Source organism: Cohnella baijiui (assembly GCF_020731285.1).
Taxonomy (GTDB): domain Bacteria; phylum Bacillota; class Bacilli; order Paenibacillales; family Paenibacillaceae; genus Cohnella.
This window is the reverse complement of record NZ_JAJFOW010000039.1, coordinates 40466-59559: the sequence shown is the minus strand read 5'-3', so window position 1 is coordinate 59559 and position 19094 is coordinate 40466. Positions and strand designations below refer to the sequence as shown.

Sequence of the window (19094 nt, the reverse complement as noted above, 5' to 3'; positions counted from 1 at the left end):
TTTTGTAAAATTTCCCACGCCGTTATCCGTGTCATGTTCTTTGCAAAATTTCTGCATTGGATGCGAAAAATCGAATAAGGTACATCTTCTTCAACGGCAATTTGAGCGAAAAGGAACCGACGGGAACGGCCATTCGCCTTCGCCACGTTTAAAGCCTGACATTCCGACCGATAATGCATGTAAACGCGACGGAAGCGGGGGAAATGCCGATGAACTTGGCGGAGATGCTCAGTTATGCCGATATCGCGCAGCTGTCGAATATCGCGCATACGTACGATTGCGAATGCAGCACGCACTCCAAGCACGAGCTGATTCAATCGATTTTGTCGGCCGTCGGGAGACGGGAGTCGCTGGAGAGGCGAGTCGGCGAGATGGGGCTCGACGATCTGCGTTTCTTGAATTCTCTTCTCTTCGAGAAACGGGCCGCCTACAGCTTGGAAGATTTGACAGCCCGGGCTGCATCTGCGGCGAGCGGAATCGGTCAGTCGGAACCGGCCGAAGGTGCCGGTGCGGCGAAGGAAGCGGAAACGGACAGACCGAAGACCCGTGCCGCCAAAGGGCGCGCTTCCGCCAAGCCGCGAGCGTCCAAGCGCGCATCCGCAGCGGAGACGCCGCCGGCGCCGGCCGATCCCGCCCGCAACGCGATCGCGAGGTTCAAACGGTTCGGCTGGCTGTTCAACGGCTTCTCGCAGCAGACCAAATATCTCTATCACGTGCCGGAAGACGTGAAAAAACGGCTGTGCGAAGCGCTCGACCGCAAGTTCCGCGACAGTCTGGAGCTAAGGGGCGAACCGCCGGCCTACCGCGACGAGCGAACCTTGCTTAGCGAGGACGTGACGCTGCTGACACGTTTCGTGCGCGATCACGACGTTCCGCTCACCGCGGAGGGGTATGTTTACAAGCGGCAGTTGCAGCAGTTGCTTGACGCTTTGTCCGTCGTCGAGCCGCTTCCCGGCAAAAGCGCCTTCCGCTTCGGCTACGGCAGACGTTATCGCGAATACCCGGACCGCTTTTCCCTGCTATACGATTACTGTTTTTATGCCGGCTACGTGGAAGAGCTTCCGGACAGGCTCGTTCTGACCGAGCAGGGCGGGGCGGCGGCGACCGGCGCCGTCCGTTCCGATCCGGCGGACATCTACCGGTTCTGGATGCGGCTGTACAAGATTCCCGTCCCGAACCTGCAGGCGCTCGTCCACTGGGTGATGCGGCTGTCCGGCGGGGCATGGGTGACGGTCGCCTCGCTCGAACGGGTGCTCCTGCCGCTTATTCGTCCCTACTACTACGACTCGGAGCGGGATATTCTGGAACGCCGGCTGCTGCGGATGATGCTCCATCTCGGCCTGCTGCGTTACGGAGAAACCGAGGAGGGGGAAGCGGTCGTCTGCATGACGCCGCAAGGCCGCGCGCTCGTCTCGGGCAACGAAGTGACGTTCGAGGACGCGCTGCCCTGGACGTTCGCCTCCGTTGACAGCGGCTGAACCGGTTGCTACAATCCTTCCCAAACGAAGACGGCGGGCGTTGAAGCACGACGGACCGCGCATGGGAGGAGACGCGACATGTTCATCCGCTATGAAGACCAATATCCCCGTCTTGCATCGGGCATTTACGTCGCCGAGGGGGCGAAGATCGTTGGCAACGTGACGATTGGAGAGGACAGCTCCGTTTGGTTCAACGCCGTGCTGCGGGGCGATCTGGCGCCGATCGTCATCGGCAGGCGCTGCAATATCCAGGATGGCGTCGTCGGACACGTGAATACGGATCAGCCGCTGCTGCTCGAGGACGGCGTGTCGGTCGGGCACGCGGCGATCGTACACGGGTGCAAAATAGGCAAGGGTACATTGATCGGCATGGGGGCAATCGTCCTGAACGGGGCCGAGATCGGTGAATATGCTTTAGTGGGAGCCGGCGCGATTGTTACGGAGCGCCAGGTTATTCCGCCCTATACGCTATGCCTCGGGACGCCCGCGAAGGTCGTCCGGGAGTTGAACGAGCAGGATCTGCAGCGCATGCAACGTACGGCGGACAGCTACGTAAGCAAAGGCAAGCAGTACGCGAATCCGACCCGTTAGGAGCCCTGAACGCCGGGAACTTTGGAGGTGCAACCGATGGACATGAAAGTCGCCTATGAGACGATGTTAGGGCTGGCGGCGGAAATGGCCCTGGACGAAGCGCTGCGCAAATACCGGACGGAGAAAATCTACGAGGCGATTGATCATGCGCTAGCTATAGGGGACGCGGATGCGTTCCATCGTCTGACCGAAGAATTGAAAGCTATGCAACACTAGCCTGGGCTGCCGCTGCTGCGGCAGCTTTTTTTTGTGCGGGAACGGTTTGCAGGCGGGCGAAGATGGAGTAGGATAGAGATTGTGAGTTTAGCAAATTCCATTGAACAAGCGAGGGAAACGATTATGCCATTGGTAGATATGCCGTTGGCGGAGCTGCGCCAATACGAGGGAAGCAGTCCCAAGCCGGCCGACTTCGACGCATATTGGGATCGCGCGTTGGCCGAGATGAGGGCGATCGACCCGCAAATCGAGATCGTTCCCGCCGACTTCCAAGTGCCGTTCGCGGAATGCTTTGATTTGTACTGGACTGGCGTGCGAGGCGCCCGCATTTACGCCAAGTACATCAGGCCTAAGCATGCTGCCGGTCCGCACCCCGCAGTCGTGCAATTCCACGGCTATTCCGGGAATTCGGGGGACTGGACAAGCAAGCTCGGCTACGCAGCCCTCGGATTCAGCGTACTCGCGATGGACTGCCGGGGACAGGGCGGCCGATCCGAAGACGTCGGGGGCGTCAAGGGGAACACGCTGAACGGCCACATCATCCGCGGCGTGGACGACCACGAGGACCAACTGCTGTTCCGCCACATTTTCCTCGACGCGGCGCAACTGGCCGGCATCGCGATGAGTCTGCCCGAAGTGGATCCGGCGCGCGTGGCCGTCACCGGCGCTTCCCAGGGCGGCGGGTTGACGCTCGCCTGCGCAGCGCTGGAACCGAGAGTGGCGCGCCTCGCGCCGATCTATCCGTTTCTCAGCGACTACCGGCGCGTCTACGAGATGGATCTGGACAAAGACGCGTACGACGAGATCCGCACCTACTTCCGCCGGTTCGATCCGACGCATGCGCGCGAGGACGCGTTCTTCGAACGGCTCGGGTACATCGACGTTCAGCATCTGGCGCCGCGCATCCGGGGCGAAGTCCTCATGGCGACCGGCTTGATGGATACGATCACGCCTCCGTCGACCCAGTTCGCCGCCTACAACAAGATCGTCGCCCCGAAGGAGCTGGTCGTCTACCCGGATTACGGGCACGAGGGGCTGCCGGGCTTCGACGACCGGACGATGGCCTTTTTCCGGGCGCTGCTCTGATCGCATGCTTGACGGAAAGAAAGGAAGAAACGAATGAAATTCAGCGAATTGGACGAAGCGAGCTGGCCGGACTTGCAGCCTTTTCTGGATACGGCGCTCCTCCCCGTGAGCGGACTGACCGCCCTGGATTCGCCGCCGGAGGCCGCGGAGAAGATCGGCCGCACCGGCGATTGGCTGTCCCCGCTCGAAGAAGCCTTCCGAGGAAGGACGGTTACGCTGCCCGCGAGCCACTACGACGGTGATCCCGCCGCGGGCGCCGCGCGCCTCGAAGGGCTGTGCGCCGCCATCAAACGCCAGGGCTACCGGTACGTGATCGTCGTGGCCGGCGGCGGCGGATGGTCGGAAGCCGCATTGCCCTCGGCGGATTTGATCGTGCAGCCATCGGAGCCGGACGAGCAGCCCGAGCCGGAGCGGATCCGGCAGGCCGTGACGACGCTCTGGAAGCGGCCGGCGGTCGGCTGATCCGCTGCGCCGTGAACCGTTCCTTCATTAGAGCGGACTTTTGCGGCGCCTCGCGAATGACCCGTCCGCGATTGGGGCATACCAATGGCAGACGGCCGCCACGGAGAAATGTGACAATTTGAGAACAATTTAGGCTGGCTCAATCCGGCGGCGCTCGAATCCAAGGTGGCAATTCTTGACGCTCCATGGCACGTGGGCTATTATAGTTATGTCCTTGTCAAGTAAAAGCGGTTTCGCTTTTTTTCATGCAGCAAGCGAATCGTTTTTATCGGGATCATACGGCGTTGGGCGGGCGAAAGCCTGCCGATTCGGTATGATGAACAAAAGGTGAAAGTCCGTGACGGACGCGACATTGGTGGGCAAAGGGGGTAGAAAGAATGGACCACAATCAGCAGCACGAAACCTCGCACAAGCCGATCAAGCGCAAAGAAATGACTCGCCGTCAGTTTCTGTCCTACACGCTCGGCGGCGCTACCGCCTTCATGGCGGGCGGAGCCATTTTGCCGATGCTTCGGTTTGCGGTTGACCCGCTTTTGCAGAAGAAGACTGCGACGCCTTTCGTGAAGGTCGTCGAAGAGTCGAAGGTGACGGCCGAGCCGCAAAAGATCGACTTCAAAGTCCATCAGGTGGACGGTTGGTACGAGAGCGACCCGAAGATGCAGGCATTCCTCGCCAAGGATGATTCCGGCAAGATTTTCGCGCTGTCTCCGGTGTGCAAGCACTTGGGCTGTACGATCAGCTGGGGCGGCGAAGAAGCGCCGAATCTGTATCACTGCCCGTGCCACGGTGCACGCTACACCAAAGACGGCAAGCAATTGAAAGTGGCACCGAAACCGCTGGACGAATACGAAGTGAAGGTCGAAAACGGCTGGGTTTATCTCGGACCGCTGGAAGCCAACACCCGCGTGAAGTAGAAGGAGGGCGTCTCGTCCCATGTTCAAAGGCATGTATAACTGGATTGACGAACGTCTTGACGTAACGCCGATGTGGAGAGATATCGCCGACCACGAAGTGCCCGAGCACGTCAATCCGGCGCATCACTTCTCCGCTTTTGTGTATTGCTTCGGCGGACTGACGTTCTTCATTACCGTCATTCAAATCCTTTCGGGGATGTTTTTGACGATGTATTACGTACCGGATATCATCAACGCGTACTACAGCGTTGACTACCTGCAGCACCAGGTCGCCTTCGGCGTCATCGTGCGCGGGATGCATCACTGGGGCGCCAGCCTCGTCATCGTGATGATGTTCCTACATACCCTGCGCGTTTTCTTCACGGGCTCCTACAAGGCGCCGCGCGAGATGAACTGGGTCGTCGGGATGTTGATCTTCTTCGTCATGTTGGGCCTCGGGTTCACGGGCTACCTGCTCCCGTGGGACAACAAGGCGTACTTCGCGACCAAGGTCGGCATGGAGATCGCCGGTTCGGTGCCTTGGATCGGCGGCTACATCAAGGAGTTGTTGCAAGGGGGCACGATCGTCGGCGCCCAGACGCTGACTCGCTTCTTCGCGATTCACGTGTTCTTCTTGCCGGGTGTATTGCTCACGCTGCTTGCGGCACACTTCTTCATGATTCGAAAACAGGGCATTTCCGGGCCGCTGTAAGAGAAAGGAGTGGCAAGCTTTGGCACATGGACATCAATCTAAAGAAAAAGTCGTCTTTGTAGGCGACTCTCGTATCCGCAAGCCGAACCCGAACAAGCCCGCTCCGCCGGACTATACCGCATACCCGGGCAAGTCCGAAGCCTTCATCCCGAACTTCCTCTTGAAGGAATGGATGGCTGGCGTCGTGGTGCTGGTCGGCTTCCTCGCGCTGACGATCGCGGAGCCTGCTCCGCTCGGCTATCCGGCTGACCCGTTGAACGGTTCGTTTATTCCGATGCCGGACTGGTACTTCCTGTTCATCTACCAGCTCCTGAAGTACCCGTACACGTCGGAGCACTTTATCGTACTCGGTACGATCGGTCTTCCGGGCATCCTGTTCGGGGCGCTGTTCCTTGCACCGTTCCTCGATACCGGCAAGGAGCGCCGCTTCTACCGGCGTCCGATCGCTTCCTCACTTATGCTCGTCACGCTCGTCGCGAGCGTCTACCTCACTTGGGTGTCTTGGCATCACTACACCAAAGAGGTCGAAGCGTCCGGCGTCGTGCCGGAGCACATCGAGCGCGAAGAGAAGAACCGCGAATCGATCGAAGCCGGCAAGGGCCGCTTCATTCCCGGCAAGGTGAAAGTGCCCGCGCTCGTGAAGCCGGAGGACGAAGCGTTCTCCGTCACCATGAAGGCGCAGTGCATCGCGTGCCACGGCACCGACCTCGAGGGGCAAGCGGGACCGATGCTGGCCGGCATCGGCGACAAGCTGAGCAAGGAAGAAATTTTGAACACGATCACCAACGGCAAGGGCGAAGGCATGCCTTCCTTCAAAGGCCAGCTGTCCGACGCCGAGATCGAAAAAGTGGCTACCTGGCTCTCCGAGCAAAAGGCCGCCGAGTAAGTCGCAACCAAGTAAACACGGCTCCGCCGCCTTCAAGGAAGATGGGGGCACGTTTTTATCGAAGGTCATACAGAAATGGATAGGGCTAAAACTTATGCATTCTGTATGAAGAACCTGAAGACCTGACCGTACGCGGTCAGGTCTTTTTTGGAGGCGGGTCCGGGTCAACCTTCGCCCGATGAAAGGAGGACAAGCATGAATTTGCGCGCTTATTTATCCCGGGAAACGCTGCTGCATCCGACGACGCTCACGTTGCTGATGATCTTTTACATCCCCGGCACGATTTACGGCTATTACTGGTACAAAGGTCAGCTCCAGGATACATGGGAATGGAATCCGCACTGGCAAATTCCCTTTGTGCCCGACAGCCCGACCGCTTCGCTGCTGTTCACAATCGCGGTGCTGTGGCTATGGATCCGCCCCGCGCCGAACCGCAGCCCGGTCTGGCGATCGATCCGGGGGTTAGTCGAAGCGCTGGCGGTCGTCACTTCGGTGAAATACGGCATCTGGGCGTCGGCGATCATCTTCGCAGGCGCTGCCTACGGCGACCAGCTGGTCTGGGAGCACTGGATGCTCGTCGCTTCGCACCTGTCCATGGCCGTATGCGCCGTGCTGTACGCGCGGTTTTTCCATTTTCGCATATGGGCGCTGGCGGCCGCGGCCGCTTGGACCTTCCTGAACGACACGGTTGACTACGGCTTCGGGGTCTACCCGTATCTGCCGAACGAGCTGATGGACAAAGTACCCCAGGTCGCCGTCTTCACCTTTCTGCTCACCGCATTTAGCGTTCTGACGGCTGGCTTGTCCCGGTACTTGCCCGAAGAAGCCCGGCGGAACGAGAAGTCGGCAGCCTGACGAACTAACGGCCGCAAGCGCCTCGAGCGCTTGCGGCCGTTGTCGTCGACGGGGCTTCCGCAAGCGGACAACCCGGTTCTAGGCTGGGACATCCCCTCATACGCTGGGTACAAGGAGGGGATGTCCATGGAGAAGCGCGATGCGATCGCGATCCGATACCGCAAGACGGCGGGGCTGCTGCTATTGCTGCTCGCCTGGGTGCTTGGCGCCGTCCCGGCTGCCGCGTCGGCGGCGACCGGCGAGGCAGCCGGGACCGCCGGCGCGGGAAAGACGTCCGCCGGCGAGCCGGAGGCGGCATTTCGCAGCGCGGCCGAAGCGCTGTACCTTGCCGTGCAGCAGGGCGAGCCGCTGACGGTCCACCGCAAGCTGCAGGAGGCGGAAAAGGCGCTGCGCGCCCTGCCGATGGAGCGGATTCCGCATGCAGAGGGCATCGCGGCGCTTTCCGGCAGCGTCGCCGATTTGAAGCGGGCGCTCGCGGCCACGGCGCCGGACGAGACCAAAATCCAGACGGCGGCGGGAGCGCTGCGGCTGGCGGCGGATGCCCTGGCGAGCTCGCAGCGGCCGCTATGGCTGCAGTACCGCAAGTTGATGCAGGAGGAACTGACGACGCTGGAATTGTCGATCGGCGCCGCGCCGGGCCGTATTCCGCCGGAGGCGAAGATGGCATTCGAGCGGCTGAGCGGCCATTACGCGCTCATCCGAACGGCGGTCGCGCTCGAGCGGGAGCCGTCCGTCGTGGAGCGAGGGGATTCGGTGTTTCGATATGGGACGCGGGTGATGGCCGCGAAGCAGCCGGACGCGCGGGTGCTCGACGGACTGACTGAGCCGCTGCGGGATGCGGTGGAGGGACTGTTTCCGCCCGGGGACGGGGAACCGGCTGCAGGGCCCTTGCTCATCCCGCCGGCTTGGGGATTCGCCGCAACGATCGGTTCGTTCATCGTCACGGTGCTGACGTACGCCGGCTGGCGGCGCTTTCGCTTCGAGCGGCGGGGCGGGGGGAGCGGAAGAAACGGCGGCGGAGAGCGCAGGGACGCGGCCGACCGCTGGCTCGGACGATAATTGGGCTTGCGGCTGCCGCTTTCGCTTCCCATCTTCACCAAAACAAGGCGATAGAGTTACCCGTGAAAGCCTGTCCAAGGGACGTTATTCCTCTCGGAATCCTTCCCCCAGCACGTCGTGCACGTCGCTGATCACGATAAAAGCCTGTCTGTCATGCTGGCGGACGAGGCTTTTTAATTTGCGGATTTCGAATCGGCTGACGACGCAATAGACGACCATCCGCGCTTCGCCCGAATATCCGCCGACCGCCTTCATCAGCGTGACGCCCCGGTCCATCTCCTTCGTGATCGTTTCCGCCAGCCGTTCGGGCGCATGGCAGACGATGGTGAAGGCCTTGGCCGCATAGGCGCCTTCCTGGACGAAGTCGATCATCTTCGAGGCGATGAAGACGCTCACGAGTGTGTACAGCACCTTTTCCTTCGGAATGAAGATCAGCGAGGTGAGAAGGACGACCGCATCCATCGCGAGGATGATCTGACCGAGGCTGAAGCCTTTGCCGCGGTTCAGGATGCGGGCGATGATGTCGACGCCGCCGGTCGTGCCGCCCGAGTAAAAGACGAGGCCGAGGCCGACGCCGAGCGTCACGCCCGCGTACAGCACGACGAGAATAAAGTCCTGGCGCGAGGTGAACGGGACGAGCCAGCCCAGGTCCACGGCCGTCTCCCACAGCCAGAGAAAGCCGGACAGCGACAGCGTGCCGCCGAACGTGTAGATCATCGTATTCCAGCCGAGCTTGCGCAGGCCCAGCCAAAAGAGCGGCAGGTTGATGAGCAGCGTCGTGAGCCAGGTCGGCAGGCCGGTCGCGTAGTACAGCAGGATGCCGATGCCCGTCACGCCGCCTTCCATCAGCTGGTTCGGGATAATGAAGTATTGAAGGCCGAACGCGTAGATCGCCGTGCCTGTCAGCAGGACGACCCATGCGCGCACGGCCGCTCCGATTCGATTCGCATTCAATGAAGGACCCTCCCGGGCGCCAATTTGCATTTGTCTTTAGCATCGTCATGAGCTAACATAAGATTATTACCGTTCGGAAAGGAAGCAGGGTATGGGAACCTCCGGCATCGCGGGCGTCGAGCTCGCCGAGAAATCTCTGGCTGACATTCAGCGTGAAGTCGACGCTTATATCTCGCAGTTCAAGGAAGGCTACTTCTCCCCGCTGTCGCTGCTCGCGCGTATGACCGAGGAGGTCGGCGAGCTGGCGCGGGAAGTCAACCACCGCTTCGGAGAAAAGCCGAAGAAAAAGGACGAAGCCGAAAATTCCGTCGAGATGGAATTGGGCGACGTGCTGTTCATCGTCCTCTGTTTTGCGAATTCGCTCGGGATCGATCTGACCGAGGCGCACGACAGGGTCATGCACAAATTCAATACCCGGGACGCCGATCGTTGGACAAAGAGGCACACCGACGACGCGTAAGATCATATGCTGTACCATCCCCGATAGAAGGAGGGTGGTCGCATGAACGGGGAATCTTGTCTTCAGCACGCGTACGAGTCCATCCTGCAGGGTGACTTCGAAGCCGCGGCGGACTGGTTCGAGCGGGCCATCGAGGCCGAGCCGGACAACGCTTCCTACTATTACAAGGGCTCCATCAGTTTAGCGCGGAACGGCCGCTTGGCGCAAGCCGTCGCTTACGCGAGCCGGGCGGTGCAAATGTCGCCGGAAGATCCGGTCTATTCGTTCCACCTGCGGACGCTGCGCGCCAAGGTGCGGATGCGCGACGCCGAGTCGCTTCTCTCCCAGACGCCGCCGAACACCGCGCAAGCGATCGAAGCGCTCCGCGAAGCGGTCAAGCTGGACCCGCTGGCGGGCGAGGCGCAGCTGCTGCTCGGCATCGCGTATCATTTCGGCGGAGACTACGAGCAGTCGCTAGCCGCGCTCGTCAGCGCACAGCAGCTCAATCCGCAGCTCGAAGAGGCGGGAAGGCTCCTGCAGCAAGTACGCACGGAGCGGCGCAGACAATGGAAGCAGTGCTACTCTACCACAACTCGCAGAAGGAACAGGTGATGACATGTCTGAGCCAATCAAGGTCGCCGTAGCCGGCGCCGCAGGGCGCATGGGACGGGAAGTCGTAAAAATGGTGCTGGAGGATCCGGCGCTGCGCCTCGTCGCGGCGATCGGACGCTCCTCCGGACCCGTCGACGCCGGAAGCCTGGTAGGCAAGCCGGACACCGGCGTCGTCCTGACGGGCCACCTGGCGGAGGCGCTCGAGCGCTCCCGTCCGGACGTGCTCGTCGACTTCACGAATCCCCAATCGGCCATGCCGAACACGGAGACCGCCGTCGCGCTGGGCGTCCGCCCGGTCGTCGGAACGACTGGCTTCACGCCGGAGCAGATGCAAGCGCTGGACAAGCAGTGCAGGGAGCAGGGCATCGGCTGTCTGATCGCGCCGAACTTTTCGATCGGCGCGATCCTTATGATGAAGTTTGCCGCATCGGCCGCGAAATATTTGCCCCATGTGGAAATCATCGAATATCATGGCGACCAAAAGCTGGACGCGCCTTCGGGGACGTCGATCAAGACGGCCGAATGGATCGCCGAAGCACGCCAAGAGCTGCGCCAAGGCAATCCGAACGAAGAGGAAATCATCGAAGGCGCCCGCGGCGGCTATTACAACGGATTCCGCATCCATAGCGTCCGGCTGCCCGGCGTGTTCGCGCAGCAGGAGGTCATCTTCGGCGGCCACGGCCAAACGCTGAAAATCCGCCACGACTCCTACGAGCGCGCGGGCTACATGCCTGGTGTCAACACCGCCGTGAAAAAGATCATGCACGTCACCGGTCTCGTTTACGGCTTCGAGCATTTTCTGGACTAATTCATTCGCTCCCGAGAGAGGAGGCGCGTGGTTCCGATGCTGAACATCGCGCTAATCGCCCACGACCGCAAAAAAGAAGAAATGGTGAACTTCACCATCGCTTACGAACACGTATTCAAGCCGCATAAGCTGTATGCGACGGGCACGACGGGCAGCCGCATCATGGAGCAAACGTCGCTGAACGTTCATCGCTTCATGTCCGGGCCGCTCGGCGGAGACCAGCAGATCGGCGCGCTCGTCGCCCAGAACGAAATGGACTTCATCATCTTTCTCCGCGATCCGCTAATGGCCCAGCCGCACGAGCCGGATATCATCGCGCTGCTCCGTCTGTGCGATGTGCAGGGCATCCCGGTCGCGACGAACGTGGCGACGGCCGAGCTGCTCGTCAAATGTCTGGAGCGGGGAGACTTCGCCTGGCGCGAGCTCGTGCACAAGTACAAGCCGGGGCTCGAAGAATGAGTGCCGAAACGCGCGCGGGTCTCGATCTGCTCGTATTCGCCGCCCATCCGGACGACGCGGAGATCGGCATGGGCGGCACGATCGTCAAGGCGGTCCGCTCCGGGCAGCGTGTCGGCATGATCGACCTGACCTATGCGGAGATGTCTTCGAACGGCGACGTGGAGACGAGACAGCGGGAAGCCGCTGAAGCGTCCGAGACGCTCGGTCTCGCGGTCCGCGAAAACCTCGGCCTGCCCGACCGCGGGCTTGCCGCCGTCCCCGAGCAGCTGGACAAGCTGGTCGAGGCCATTCGTCGGCACCGGCCGCGCGTCGTTTTCGCGCCTTTTGGCGTCGATCGGCATCCGGACCACGTCTTGTGCAGCCGGATGGCCGAGGAAGCGGTGTTTAACGCCAAGCTTCGCCGCTATCTGCCGTCCCTGCCCGCGTGGTCGGCCGAGCAGCTCGTCTTTTATTTCATTAACGACGTGCACGCGCCTCAGCTCGTCGTCGATATTTCCGACGTGCAAGAGCGAAAGATGCAAGCGCTTCGCGCTTACCGGTCCCAGTTCGAGCCTGCCGGCAGCCAAGCGGACTGGGTCGCGACGCCGCTCACGCAAGGGTATCTGGAGAACGTGGCCGCACGGGACCGACTGTTCGGCGCGCCGCACAAGGTGGCTTTCGCGGAAGGCTTTATCCCCAAAGGACCCGTCAAGCTCGAACGGTTCTAAAACGATCGCCGGGCGGAAGGCTTGCCTTCCGCCTATTTGCGCCGCTTGGCGGCAAAGAAGGAAAGGAAGCAAGCTTCAGGGAAATATACATATGAGGAAAGGAGGCGGAAGCCATGACTCGACCGCTTCGCATCGGCATTACCTGCTACCCTTCATTGGGGGGGTCCGGCGTTGTCGCGACCGAGCTCGGCAAGCTGCTTGCCGAGAAGGGACACGAGATTCATTTCATTACGCACAGCATGCCGTTCCGTCTCGGCAAATTCCACCGCAACATTTTCTATCACGAAGTCGAAGTGTCGGATTATTACGTGTTTCGTTATCCGCCTTACGATCTGTCCTTGGCGAGTAAGATGCATCAAGTCGCCAAGCTGCAGCAGCTCGATCTGCTGCACGTCCACTACGCGGTACCGCACGCGATCTGCGCCTTGCTCGCCAAGCAGATGTCAGGCAACAAGCTCAAGGTCGTCACGACGCTGCACGGAACCGACATTACGGTGCTGGCGCAGGACGAGACGCTTAAAAATATTATCCGCCTCGGCATTCAAAGCAGCGACGCGGTCACGGCGGTCAGCCGCGATCTTATCCGCGAGACGCGCGAGCTGCTGGAGATTGAGGAGCCGATCGAGTTGACGTATAACTTCGTAGACAAACGCATCTACTACCCTCGCGAAGTGTCCGATCTGCGCCTCGACTTCGCGGAGCCGCACGAGAAAATATTGATGCACATCTCTAATTTCCGTCCGGTCAAGCGCACTTGCGACGTGGTCGACGTTTTCGCCAAGGTGCATGAGCGCCTCCCGGCCCGCCTGCTGCTCGTCGGGGAAGGCCCCGATCTGCCGAAAATCCAATCCAAGATCGAGGCGATGGGCCTTAGCCGCAAGGTGCATTTCCTGGGCAAGCAGGACGACGTCGCCGAAGTGCTGTCGCTCGCGGATCTGATGCTGCTGCCGTCGGAAAAGGAAAGCTTCGGCCTCGTCGCGCTCGAAGCGATGGCGTGCGGCGTGCCGACGATCGGATCGATCGCCGGCGGCATCCCGGAATTGGTGAAAAGCGGTGAGACCGGATTCCTGTCTCCGATCGGGAATACGGACGAGATGGCGGCGAACGCCGTCCGCCTGCTATCGGACGAAGCGTTGTATGCGCAGTTCCGCGAAGCTTGCCTGCATCGGGCGCGTACCGCCTTCTGCAATGATTTGATCACTGCGCAGTACGAGCAAATCTACTACAACGTCCTCGGCATCCCGGCCCGCATTGCCGTTCCGGCTTGCGACTGACGTCGCCGGGAGCGGCCGCGCAGGCGACGGAAGGAGCGGACTGCGCATGAACGACAACGATCGAGCGGCATGGGAGGCGGGGCTGGACGTGCTGCGCCGCTTGGAGGAGGCCGGCCATCCCGCTTACCTGGTCGGCGGCTGCGTTCGCGATAAACTGCTGGGGCGCGGGGGCGGCGACGTCGACATCGCAACGGCGGCCGAACCGGAAACGGTCATGGAGATTTTCCCCGACGTGCTGCCGACGGGTCTCAAGCATGGAACGGTCACCGTACGCGAGGCCGGCTTCATCTTCGAGGTGACGACGTTCCGCCAGGAAGCGGGGTACTCGGATTCGCGGCACCCGGACGCCGTCGCCTTCGTGCGAGATGTGCGCGAGGATTTGGCGCGCCGGGACTTCACGGTCAACGCGATGGCTTTCGGCTCGGATGCCGAACTGGTCGACCCGTTCGGCGGCCGTGACGATATGAAAGCGCGCCTCCTGCGGGCGGTCGGCGACGCGGCGGAGCGCTTCGGCGAGGACGCGCTGCGCATGCTGCGCGGCATCCGTTTTGCAGCCGAGCTCGGTTACCGTATCGAGGATGCTACCTGGCGCGGCTTGCTTGCCCAGCGGGACAAGCTGCGGCACGTCGCCATGGAGCGGGTCGGCGTCGAGTTGAACAAGATGATAGCCGGCTCGAATCCGGCGCGCGCCCTGGCGCTCCTCGCCGAGAGCGGGCTCGCGGACCGGACGGCCGAGCCGCTGCCCGAGCGCCTGCGCGACACCTTGGGGACCGCGGCTCCGCTTCTGGACGGCATGCGCCTTGGTCTCGGCGCGCCGGCCGAGGCGCTGGAGCCCGACCTGCGCTGGGCGGCGCTGCTGCTTGCATGCGGGGTCACGCCCGCGGAGGCGCGGGATGCGATGCGCGCGCTGCGGTACGCCTCGCGGCGCGCGGGTCGCATCGAAGCGGTCGTCCGGCTCTACGAGCAGCTCGCCGAGTCGAAGCGCGCAGGGGAGGAAGCGAAAGTCGCCTGGATCCGGACGGTGCTCGACCGCGGCCGGGAAGCCGCGCGGGATGCCCTCCGCATCGCCGCCGCGCTTCCGCATCCATTGCCTTTGACCGAAGACGCGGAGACGGCGCTCCGACTCGCGTCGAAATGGATGCGAGAGATGCCTGCCGGCACCGTCAAGGAGCTTGCGGTAAAAGGCGACGAGCTGGCCCGGGCGGTGGAGGCCGCGCCCGGGCCATGGGTGGCCCGCCATCTGCGCCTGCTGTTGGAGGAGGTCGCCCTGGGACGAACGAACAACGACAAGGAAGCGCTGCTGGCGGCGTTCGAAGACTGCTGGCGAAAGGAACGTGAAGCTACGCTATGACTGTCCATCTGTTGACGCTGCTCGAAGCGCAACCGGGCGCTTATGTGTCAGGCGAGGAAATCAGCCGGACGCTGGGCGTAAGCCGGACGGCCATCTGGAAACAGGTGCGCAAGCTCGAGGCCGAAGGCTATCGTATCGAGGCGGTGCCGAGACTAGGGTACCGTCTCGTAGAGAGGCCCGCTCGTCTTACCGAGGCGGAGCTTCGTGCGCATCTGAAGACGCGGGAGCTCGGCCGGCATCTGCACCTGCGGGAAGCGGTCGCCTCGACGCAGGACGAAGTACGCGCGCTGGCCGAACAAGGCGCGCCCGAAGGCACGCTCGTCGTCGCCGAGCGGCAGGACCAAGGCCGCGGCCGAATGGGGCGCAGCTGGATATCGCCGCCGGGCAAAGGCGTCTCGATGAGCCTGCTCCTCCGGCCCGACGTGCCGCTGCCGCTCGCACCACAGCTGACGCTGTTGTCGGCCGTCGCGCTGTGCCGTTCGCTCTCGCGAATCACCGGCCTGCGCATCGGCATCAAGTGGCCGAACGACTTGCAGGTAGAAGGCCGCAAAATCAGCGGCATCTTGCTGGAATCGGCCGCCGAGGACGAGCGCATCCGATATGTGGCCGTCGGACTCGGGATTGCCGTGAACCTCGAAGAGGCAGACTATCCGGAGGAGCTTCGGGAGAAGGCCGTTTCGCTGCGCATGGCGGCGGGCCGCGCGTTCGACCGTGCCGCGCTGATCGGCGAAGTGCTTCTCGAATTTGAACGTCTCTACGATCTCTACCGCGAACAAGGCTTCGAACCGATCCGCTTGCTGTGGGAGGCGAACGCCGTGACGCTGAACCGAACCGTAACGCTCTACACGGCCCAAGGCTCGTTCGACGGGATTCCCCGCGAGCTGGACGCCTCCGGCGGCCTCCGCGTCGAATTGCCGGACGGCAGCTGGCGCACCGTATATTCCGCCGAGGTCGGCGATGCGGCGCCTATCGATCGCTAACGTTCGCATCCGCCCGCCCGCGGGGCGGGCCGTTATGCATAGACGATGGCGGTCCGATCTGCTATAATGAAGTCCTCGGGCGGTATCGATCGAACCGCACCGACGACTCGTCTGGGCGGTATCGATCGAACCGCACCGCAGACGGATCGACGACAAATCGTACTTATTTCCGTTTTTTCGAAATTGAATACCGTGAATTTTCGCGGCGGATTCTGCTCTGAGCCGAAGGGACCGAGACAGAAGGACGTGAAGCGCTCCTGCTGAATGGATACCTTCTTTGCTCATGGGCAAACGAAGGTTTTTTTGCGTCCGCATACCCCTTTCCAGGGATTCCAGAGGAGGCGCTATTCTCCATGAAACAAAAACAACCGATGACGCTGCCCCGATTACGAAAAATGAAGCAGCAAGCCGATCCGATCGCGATGGTGACCGCGTACGATTACCCGTCCGCGCAGCTCGCCGAAGAAGCCGACGTCGATATGATTCTGGTGGGCGATTCGCTCGGAAATGTCGTCCTGGGCTACGATACGACCGTACCGGTCACCCTCGACGATATGATTTATCACGCGAAGGCGGTCGTCCGCGGCGCCCCGCATACGATGGTCGTCACCGATATGCCCTTCGCAACCTATCGGCTCGGCAAGGAAGCGACGCTCCGCAACGCAGCCCGCATCATGCGGGAAGGCGGGGCGCACGCCGTGAAGCTCGAAGGAGGGGCGGAGCTGGCCGAAGAGATCGCCGTTCTGGTGTCGGCCGGCATCCCCGTACTCGCGCACCTGGGACTGACCCCGCAATCGGTGCACCAGATCGGCGGTTACAAGGTGCAGGGCAAGGAACCGGCGGAAGCCGAAAAGCTGCTGGCGGACGCCAAGGCGCTCGAGCAGGCAGGGGCGTTCGGCGTCGTCCTGGAGCTGGTGGCCGAACCGGTCGCGGCCGCCGTTACCCAATCGCTCCATATTCCAACGATCGGCATCGGCGCCGGCCGGGGCTGCGATGGACAAGTGCTCGTTTACCATGATATGATCCGGTACGGTTCCGGCATCCGGGACAAACGCATGGTCAAAGCTTATGCGGATGTCGGCGAGACCATCCGCGCCGCGATTTCCCAATACGTCGGCGAAGTGAAAAACCGCCAATTTCCCGAAGCGAAGCATGGCTTCCCGCTCGATGAGCAAGCCGAGCAGGCGATGACCGCCGCTTTGTACGGAGGAGATTCCAAGTGACAACCGTACTGACATCCGCCCCTGCGGTCGTTCGGACCGTCCGCGAGCTGCGCGAAAGGCTGCGCGACTACCGGGCGAAGGCGGGAGCCGACGCGACGGTCGGCCTGGTGCCGACGATGGGCTTTTTGCACGAAGGCCATGCCAGCCTGATCCGGAGGTCCGCGGCGGAGAACGGATTGACCGTGCTCAGCATCTTCGTCAATCCGCTTCAGTTCGGCCCGAACGAGGACTTCGAGCGATATCCCCGGGACGAAGCGCGAGATCTGGCTATCGCCGCCGATGCGGGCGCCCAGCTCGTCTTTATGCCCGAAGTCCGGGACATGTACCCGACGCCTCCGAGCACGAAGATCATCGTCGGCGGGATTACGGAGCGGCTGTGCGGGGCAAGCCGTCCCGGACACTTCGACGGGGTTGGCGTCGTCGTGACCAAGCTGTTCAACCTCGTGCAGCCGGGCCGCGCCTACTTCGGCTTGAAGGACGCGCAGCAGGTTGCCGTCGTATCGACGATCGTCGCCGATCTGAACCAGCCCGTCGAGATCGTGCCTTGTCCGATCGTACGTGAGGCTGATGGCTTGGCCATGAGCTCCCGCAATGTGTACCTGAAGCCGGAAGAGCGCGAGCAAGCGCTGATTCTGTCGCGGACGCTGCGCCAGGTACCCGCCTGGGTACGCGAAGGCGCCACGCCGGAATCGTTGAAAGCCAACATGACGGCTTCAATTGCCGGCATGCCGCTCGCCGAGATCGACTACGCCGAAGTGCTGACGTATCCGGACCTGCAGCCGCCCGCCGAGGGCGAGGCGCTCCGGCATGTCCCCGTGCCGCTGCTGGCTGCCGTAGCCGTCAAATTCGGCCAGACGCGTCTCATCGACAACGTGCTCCTGAATCCGAACGAGGTGAACTGATATGTTCCGTCAAATGATGAAGTCGAAGCTGCATCGCGCCACCGTCACCGAAGCCAACTTGAATTACGTCGGCAGCGTGACGATCGACCGCGATCTGATGGACCTGGTCGATATTTTGCCGGACGAAAAAGTCCAGATCGTCAACAATAACAACGGAGCCCGCTTCGAGACGTACGCCATTTCCGGACCCCGCGGCTCCGGCGTCGTCTGCCTGAACGGCGCGGCGGCGCGTCTGGTCCAGCCCGGCGACAAGGTCATCATCATCGCCTACGGCTACATGACCGACGAGGAAACCCGCGTCCACAAGCCCAAGGTGGCCATCATGGACGACGCCAACCGTCCAGTCAAAATGCTGGCGGAGGAGCCTCATTCGACCGTCGTGTAACGCGTATGAAAGGTCCCCCCGGAACGCAGAATGAGCATACAAACTCGCTGCGACAGGGGGACTTCTTCCATGATCCGTTCTTTTTTCTCCGCCATGAACGATGCCCTTGACGACCTCATCGCGCGTTACCCTCATGCCTCGACGGAAGAAAAATTGCGGCTGGAAGAGCAATGGAACGTGTTAAAAACGCTGAGTGATGATATCATTGAATCATGGCTTCAGTTCGAGGACAAAATGGCGGTTTACCGGCAATCGCGGGAGCAAGCGGCACCACAGGCGCCATCATGGGAAAACGCCGAGGAGCTGTGGGGACCGTTCGTCAAAGGACAGGGCTACTTCAAGCTCCACATGTTCGGCGAAGCTTCGCGCCATTTCGACGAAATGCTGAAGCGTGACGCCGAACTGATCGTCGCCCGGCTGTTCCTGGCCATGTGCCGGATGCATCTCGGGGAATTCGAAGAGGCCCAGCGCCACTTACGATTAATCGCGGCGACGTCGGACGAGCCGAAGCTGCAGGCGATCGCCTACAATGCCCTCGGCTGCGTGCAGGCCGTGTACGCGAATCTGAAGCAGGCGCAGTGTTATTTTCACAAAGCGATGGAGACCGACCCTTCCTTCGCGGATGCGCGCAGGAATTTGGAGTCCTGTCTGCAGGGCTCCGGGCAGCTTCAGCTGCAATTCGGAAGCGCGGAGCTGCATGCGCTCGTGCAATCCTGATCGGTCGGGCCGGTTCGCTAAGCGGACCGACTCCGTATGCTGGGA

23 protein-coding genes are annotated in these 19094 nt (G+C 61.8%); 22 read left to right on the top strand and 1 reads right to left on the bottom strand.

Annotated elements, in window-relative coordinates; all coding sequences use genetic code 11:
• Nucleotides 1-209 precede the first annotated feature (209 nt).
• The 10 genes from LKX83_RS25875 to LKX83_RS25830 all read left to right on the top strand — a co-directional run bounded on the left by LKX83_RS25875 (nucleotide 210) and on the right by LKX83_RS25830 (nucleotide 8238).
• A complete protein-coding gene (locus LKX83_RS25875) occupies nucleotides 210-1478 on the top strand; it encodes a hypothetical protein (protein WP_227885737.1) in 1269 nt (422 codons plus the stop codon).
• 78 nt (nucleotides 1479-1556) lie between these two features.
• Nucleotides 1557-2069, top strand: a complete 513-nt coding sequence (locus LKX83_RS25870) for a gamma carbonic anhydrase family protein (protein WP_227885736.1) — start codon at nucleotides 1557-1559, stop codon at nucleotides 2067-2069.
• A 36-nt stretch (nucleotides 2070-2105) separates the two neighbouring features.
• Nucleotides 2106-2285 (top strand): IDEAL domain-containing protein, encoded by a 180-nt coding sequence (locus LKX83_RS25865; RefSeq protein WP_227885735.1) that lies wholly within the window; start codon nucleotides 2106-2108, stop codon nucleotides 2283-2285.
• 123 nt (nucleotides 2286-2408) lie between these two features.
• Entirely contained in the window at nucleotides 2409-3371 is a 963-nt protein-coding gene (locus LKX83_RS25860) for an acetylxylan esterase (RefSeq protein ID WP_227885734.1), read from the top strand.
• 33 nt (nucleotides 3372-3404) lie between these two features.
• The gene (locus tag LKX83_RS25855) at nucleotides 3405-3833 is read left to right on the top strand and encodes a DUF2487 family protein (protein ID WP_227885733.1); all 429 of its coding nucleotides are present in this window, start codon (nucleotides 3405-3407) and stop codon (nucleotides 3831-3833) included.
• A gap of 377 nt (nucleotides 3834-4210) precedes the next feature.
• On the top strand, nucleotides 4211-4747 hold the full coding sequence (locus LKX83_RS25850; protein ID WP_227885732.1) for a ubiquinol-cytochrome c reductase iron-sulfur subunit: 537 nt from the start codon (nucleotides 4211-4213) through the stop codon (nucleotides 4745-4747).
• 19 nt (nucleotides 4748-4766) lie between these two features.
• Nucleotides 4767-5438, top strand: coding sequence for a menaquinol-cytochrome c reductase cytochrome b subunit (gene qcrB, locus LKX83_RS25845; RefSeq protein WP_185671980.1), 672 nt, complete (start codon nucleotides 4767-4769; stop codon nucleotides 5436-5438).
• A gap of 19 nt (nucleotides 5439-5457) precedes the next feature.
• A complete protein-coding gene (locus tag LKX83_RS25840; RefSeq protein ID WP_227885731.1) occupies nucleotides 5458-6324 on the top strand; it encodes a menaquinol-cytochrome c reductase cytochrome b/c subunit in 867 nt (288 codons plus the stop codon).
• A 195-nt stretch (nucleotides 6325-6519) separates the two neighbouring features.
• Nucleotides 6520-7179: a DUF1405 domain-containing protein gene (locus LKX83_RS25835; RefSeq protein ID WP_227885730.1), complete on the top strand. Its 660-nt coding sequence runs from the start codon at nucleotides 6520-6522 to the stop codon at nucleotides 7177-7179.
• A gap of 126 nt (nucleotides 7180-7305) precedes the next feature.
• Nucleotides 7306-8238, top strand: a complete 933-nt coding sequence (locus tag LKX83_RS25830; RefSeq protein WP_227885729.1) for a sporulation protein YpjB — start codon at nucleotides 7306-7308, stop codon at nucleotides 8236-8238.
• An 84-nt stretch (nucleotides 8239-8322) separates the two neighbouring features.
• On the opposite strand, the gene LKX83_RS25825 is transcribed toward LKX83_RS25830, so the two are convergent.
• Nucleotides 8323-9192, bottom strand: a complete 870-nt coding sequence (locus tag LKX83_RS25825; protein WP_370639134.1) for a YitT family protein — start codon at nucleotides 9190-9192, stop codon at nucleotides 8323-8325.
• A 91-nt stretch (nucleotides 9193-9283) separates the two neighbouring features.
• Here LKX83_RS25825 and LKX83_RS25820 point away from each other — a divergent pair, with 91 nt between their 5' ends.
• From LKX83_RS25820 to LKX83_RS25765, 12 genes are all read left to right on the top strand, one after another.
• Nucleotides 9284-9652 (top strand): nucleotide pyrophosphohydrolase, encoded by a 369-nt coding sequence (locus tag LKX83_RS25820; RefSeq protein WP_227885727.1) that lies wholly within the window; start codon nucleotides 9284-9286, stop codon nucleotides 9650-9652.
• Between the two features lie 42 nt (nucleotides 9653-9694).
• Nucleotides 9695-10243 (top strand): tetratricopeptide repeat protein, encoded by a 549-nt coding sequence (locus LKX83_RS25815; RefSeq protein ID WP_227885726.1) that lies wholly within the window; start codon nucleotides 9695-9697, stop codon nucleotides 10241-10243.
• Nucleotides 10244-10247: 4 nt separating this feature from the next.
• Nucleotides 10248-11051 (top strand): 4-hydroxy-tetrahydrodipicolinate reductase, encoded by an 804-nt coding sequence (gene dapB / locus LKX83_RS25810; RefSeq protein WP_227885725.1) that lies wholly within the window; start codon nucleotides 10248-10250, stop codon nucleotides 11049-11051.
• 36 nt (nucleotides 11052-11087) lie between these two features.
• Nucleotides 11088-11510 carry a methylglyoxal synthase gene (gene mgsA, locus LKX83_RS25805; protein ID WP_227885724.1) on the top strand — a complete coding sequence of 141 codons (423 nt, stop codon included), beginning with the start codon at nucleotides 11088-11090 and terminating at the stop codon, nucleotides 11508-11510.
• Nucleotides 11507-12217, top strand: coding sequence for a bacillithiol biosynthesis deacetylase BshB1 (gene bshB1 / locus LKX83_RS25800; RefSeq protein WP_227885723.1), 711 nt, complete (start codon nucleotides 11507-11509; stop codon nucleotides 12215-12217). Before mgsA ends, bshB1 begins: the two co-directional genes overlap by 4 nt.
• Before the next feature lie 113 nt (nucleotides 12218-12330).
• Nucleotides 12331-13491, top strand: a complete 1161-nt coding sequence (bshA, locus tag LKX83_RS25795) for an N-acetyl-alpha-D-glucosaminyl L-malate synthase BshA (protein ID WP_227885722.1) — start codon at nucleotides 12331-12333, stop codon at nucleotides 13489-13491.
• 46 nt (nucleotides 13492-13537) lie between these two features.
• A complete protein-coding gene (locus LKX83_RS25790) occupies nucleotides 13538-14842 on the top strand; it encodes a CCA tRNA nucleotidyltransferase (RefSeq protein WP_227885721.1) in 1305 nt (434 codons plus the stop codon).
• Complete coding sequence (locus tag LKX83_RS25785) at nucleotides 14839-15822, top strand: biotin--[acetyl-CoA-carboxylase] ligase (protein WP_227885720.1); 984 nt, start codon at nucleotides 14839-14841, stop codon at nucleotides 15820-15822. Before LKX83_RS25790 ends, LKX83_RS25785 begins: the two co-directional genes overlap by 4 nt.
• Before the next feature lie 353 nt (nucleotides 15823-16175).
• Complete coding sequence (gene panB / locus LKX83_RS25780; RefSeq protein ID WP_227885719.1) at nucleotides 16176-17045, top strand: 3-methyl-2-oxobutanoate hydroxymethyltransferase; 870 nt, start codon at nucleotides 16176-16178, stop codon at nucleotides 17043-17045.
• Nucleotides 17042-17947 carry a pantoate--beta-alanine ligase gene (gene panC / locus LKX83_RS25775; protein WP_227885718.1) on the top strand — a complete coding sequence of 302 codons (906 nt, stop codon included), beginning with the start codon at nucleotides 17042-17044 and terminating at the stop codon, nucleotides 17945-17947. The genes panB and panC overlap by 4 nt, the downstream gene beginning before the upstream one ends.
• 1 nt (nucleotide 17948) lies before the next feature.
• Nucleotides 17949-18332 carry an aspartate 1-decarboxylase gene (gene panD / locus LKX83_RS25770; RefSeq protein ID WP_227885717.1) on the top strand — a complete coding sequence of 128 codons (384 nt, stop codon included), beginning with the start codon at nucleotides 17949-17951 and terminating at the stop codon, nucleotides 18330-18332.
• 69 nt (nucleotides 18333-18401) lie between these two features.
• Nucleotides 18402-19049, top strand: a complete 648-nt coding sequence (locus LKX83_RS25765; protein ID WP_227885716.1) for a tetratricopeptide repeat protein — start codon at nucleotides 18402-18404, stop codon at nucleotides 19047-19049.
• The last annotated feature ends 45 nt before the right edge of the window (nucleotides 19050-19094 follow it).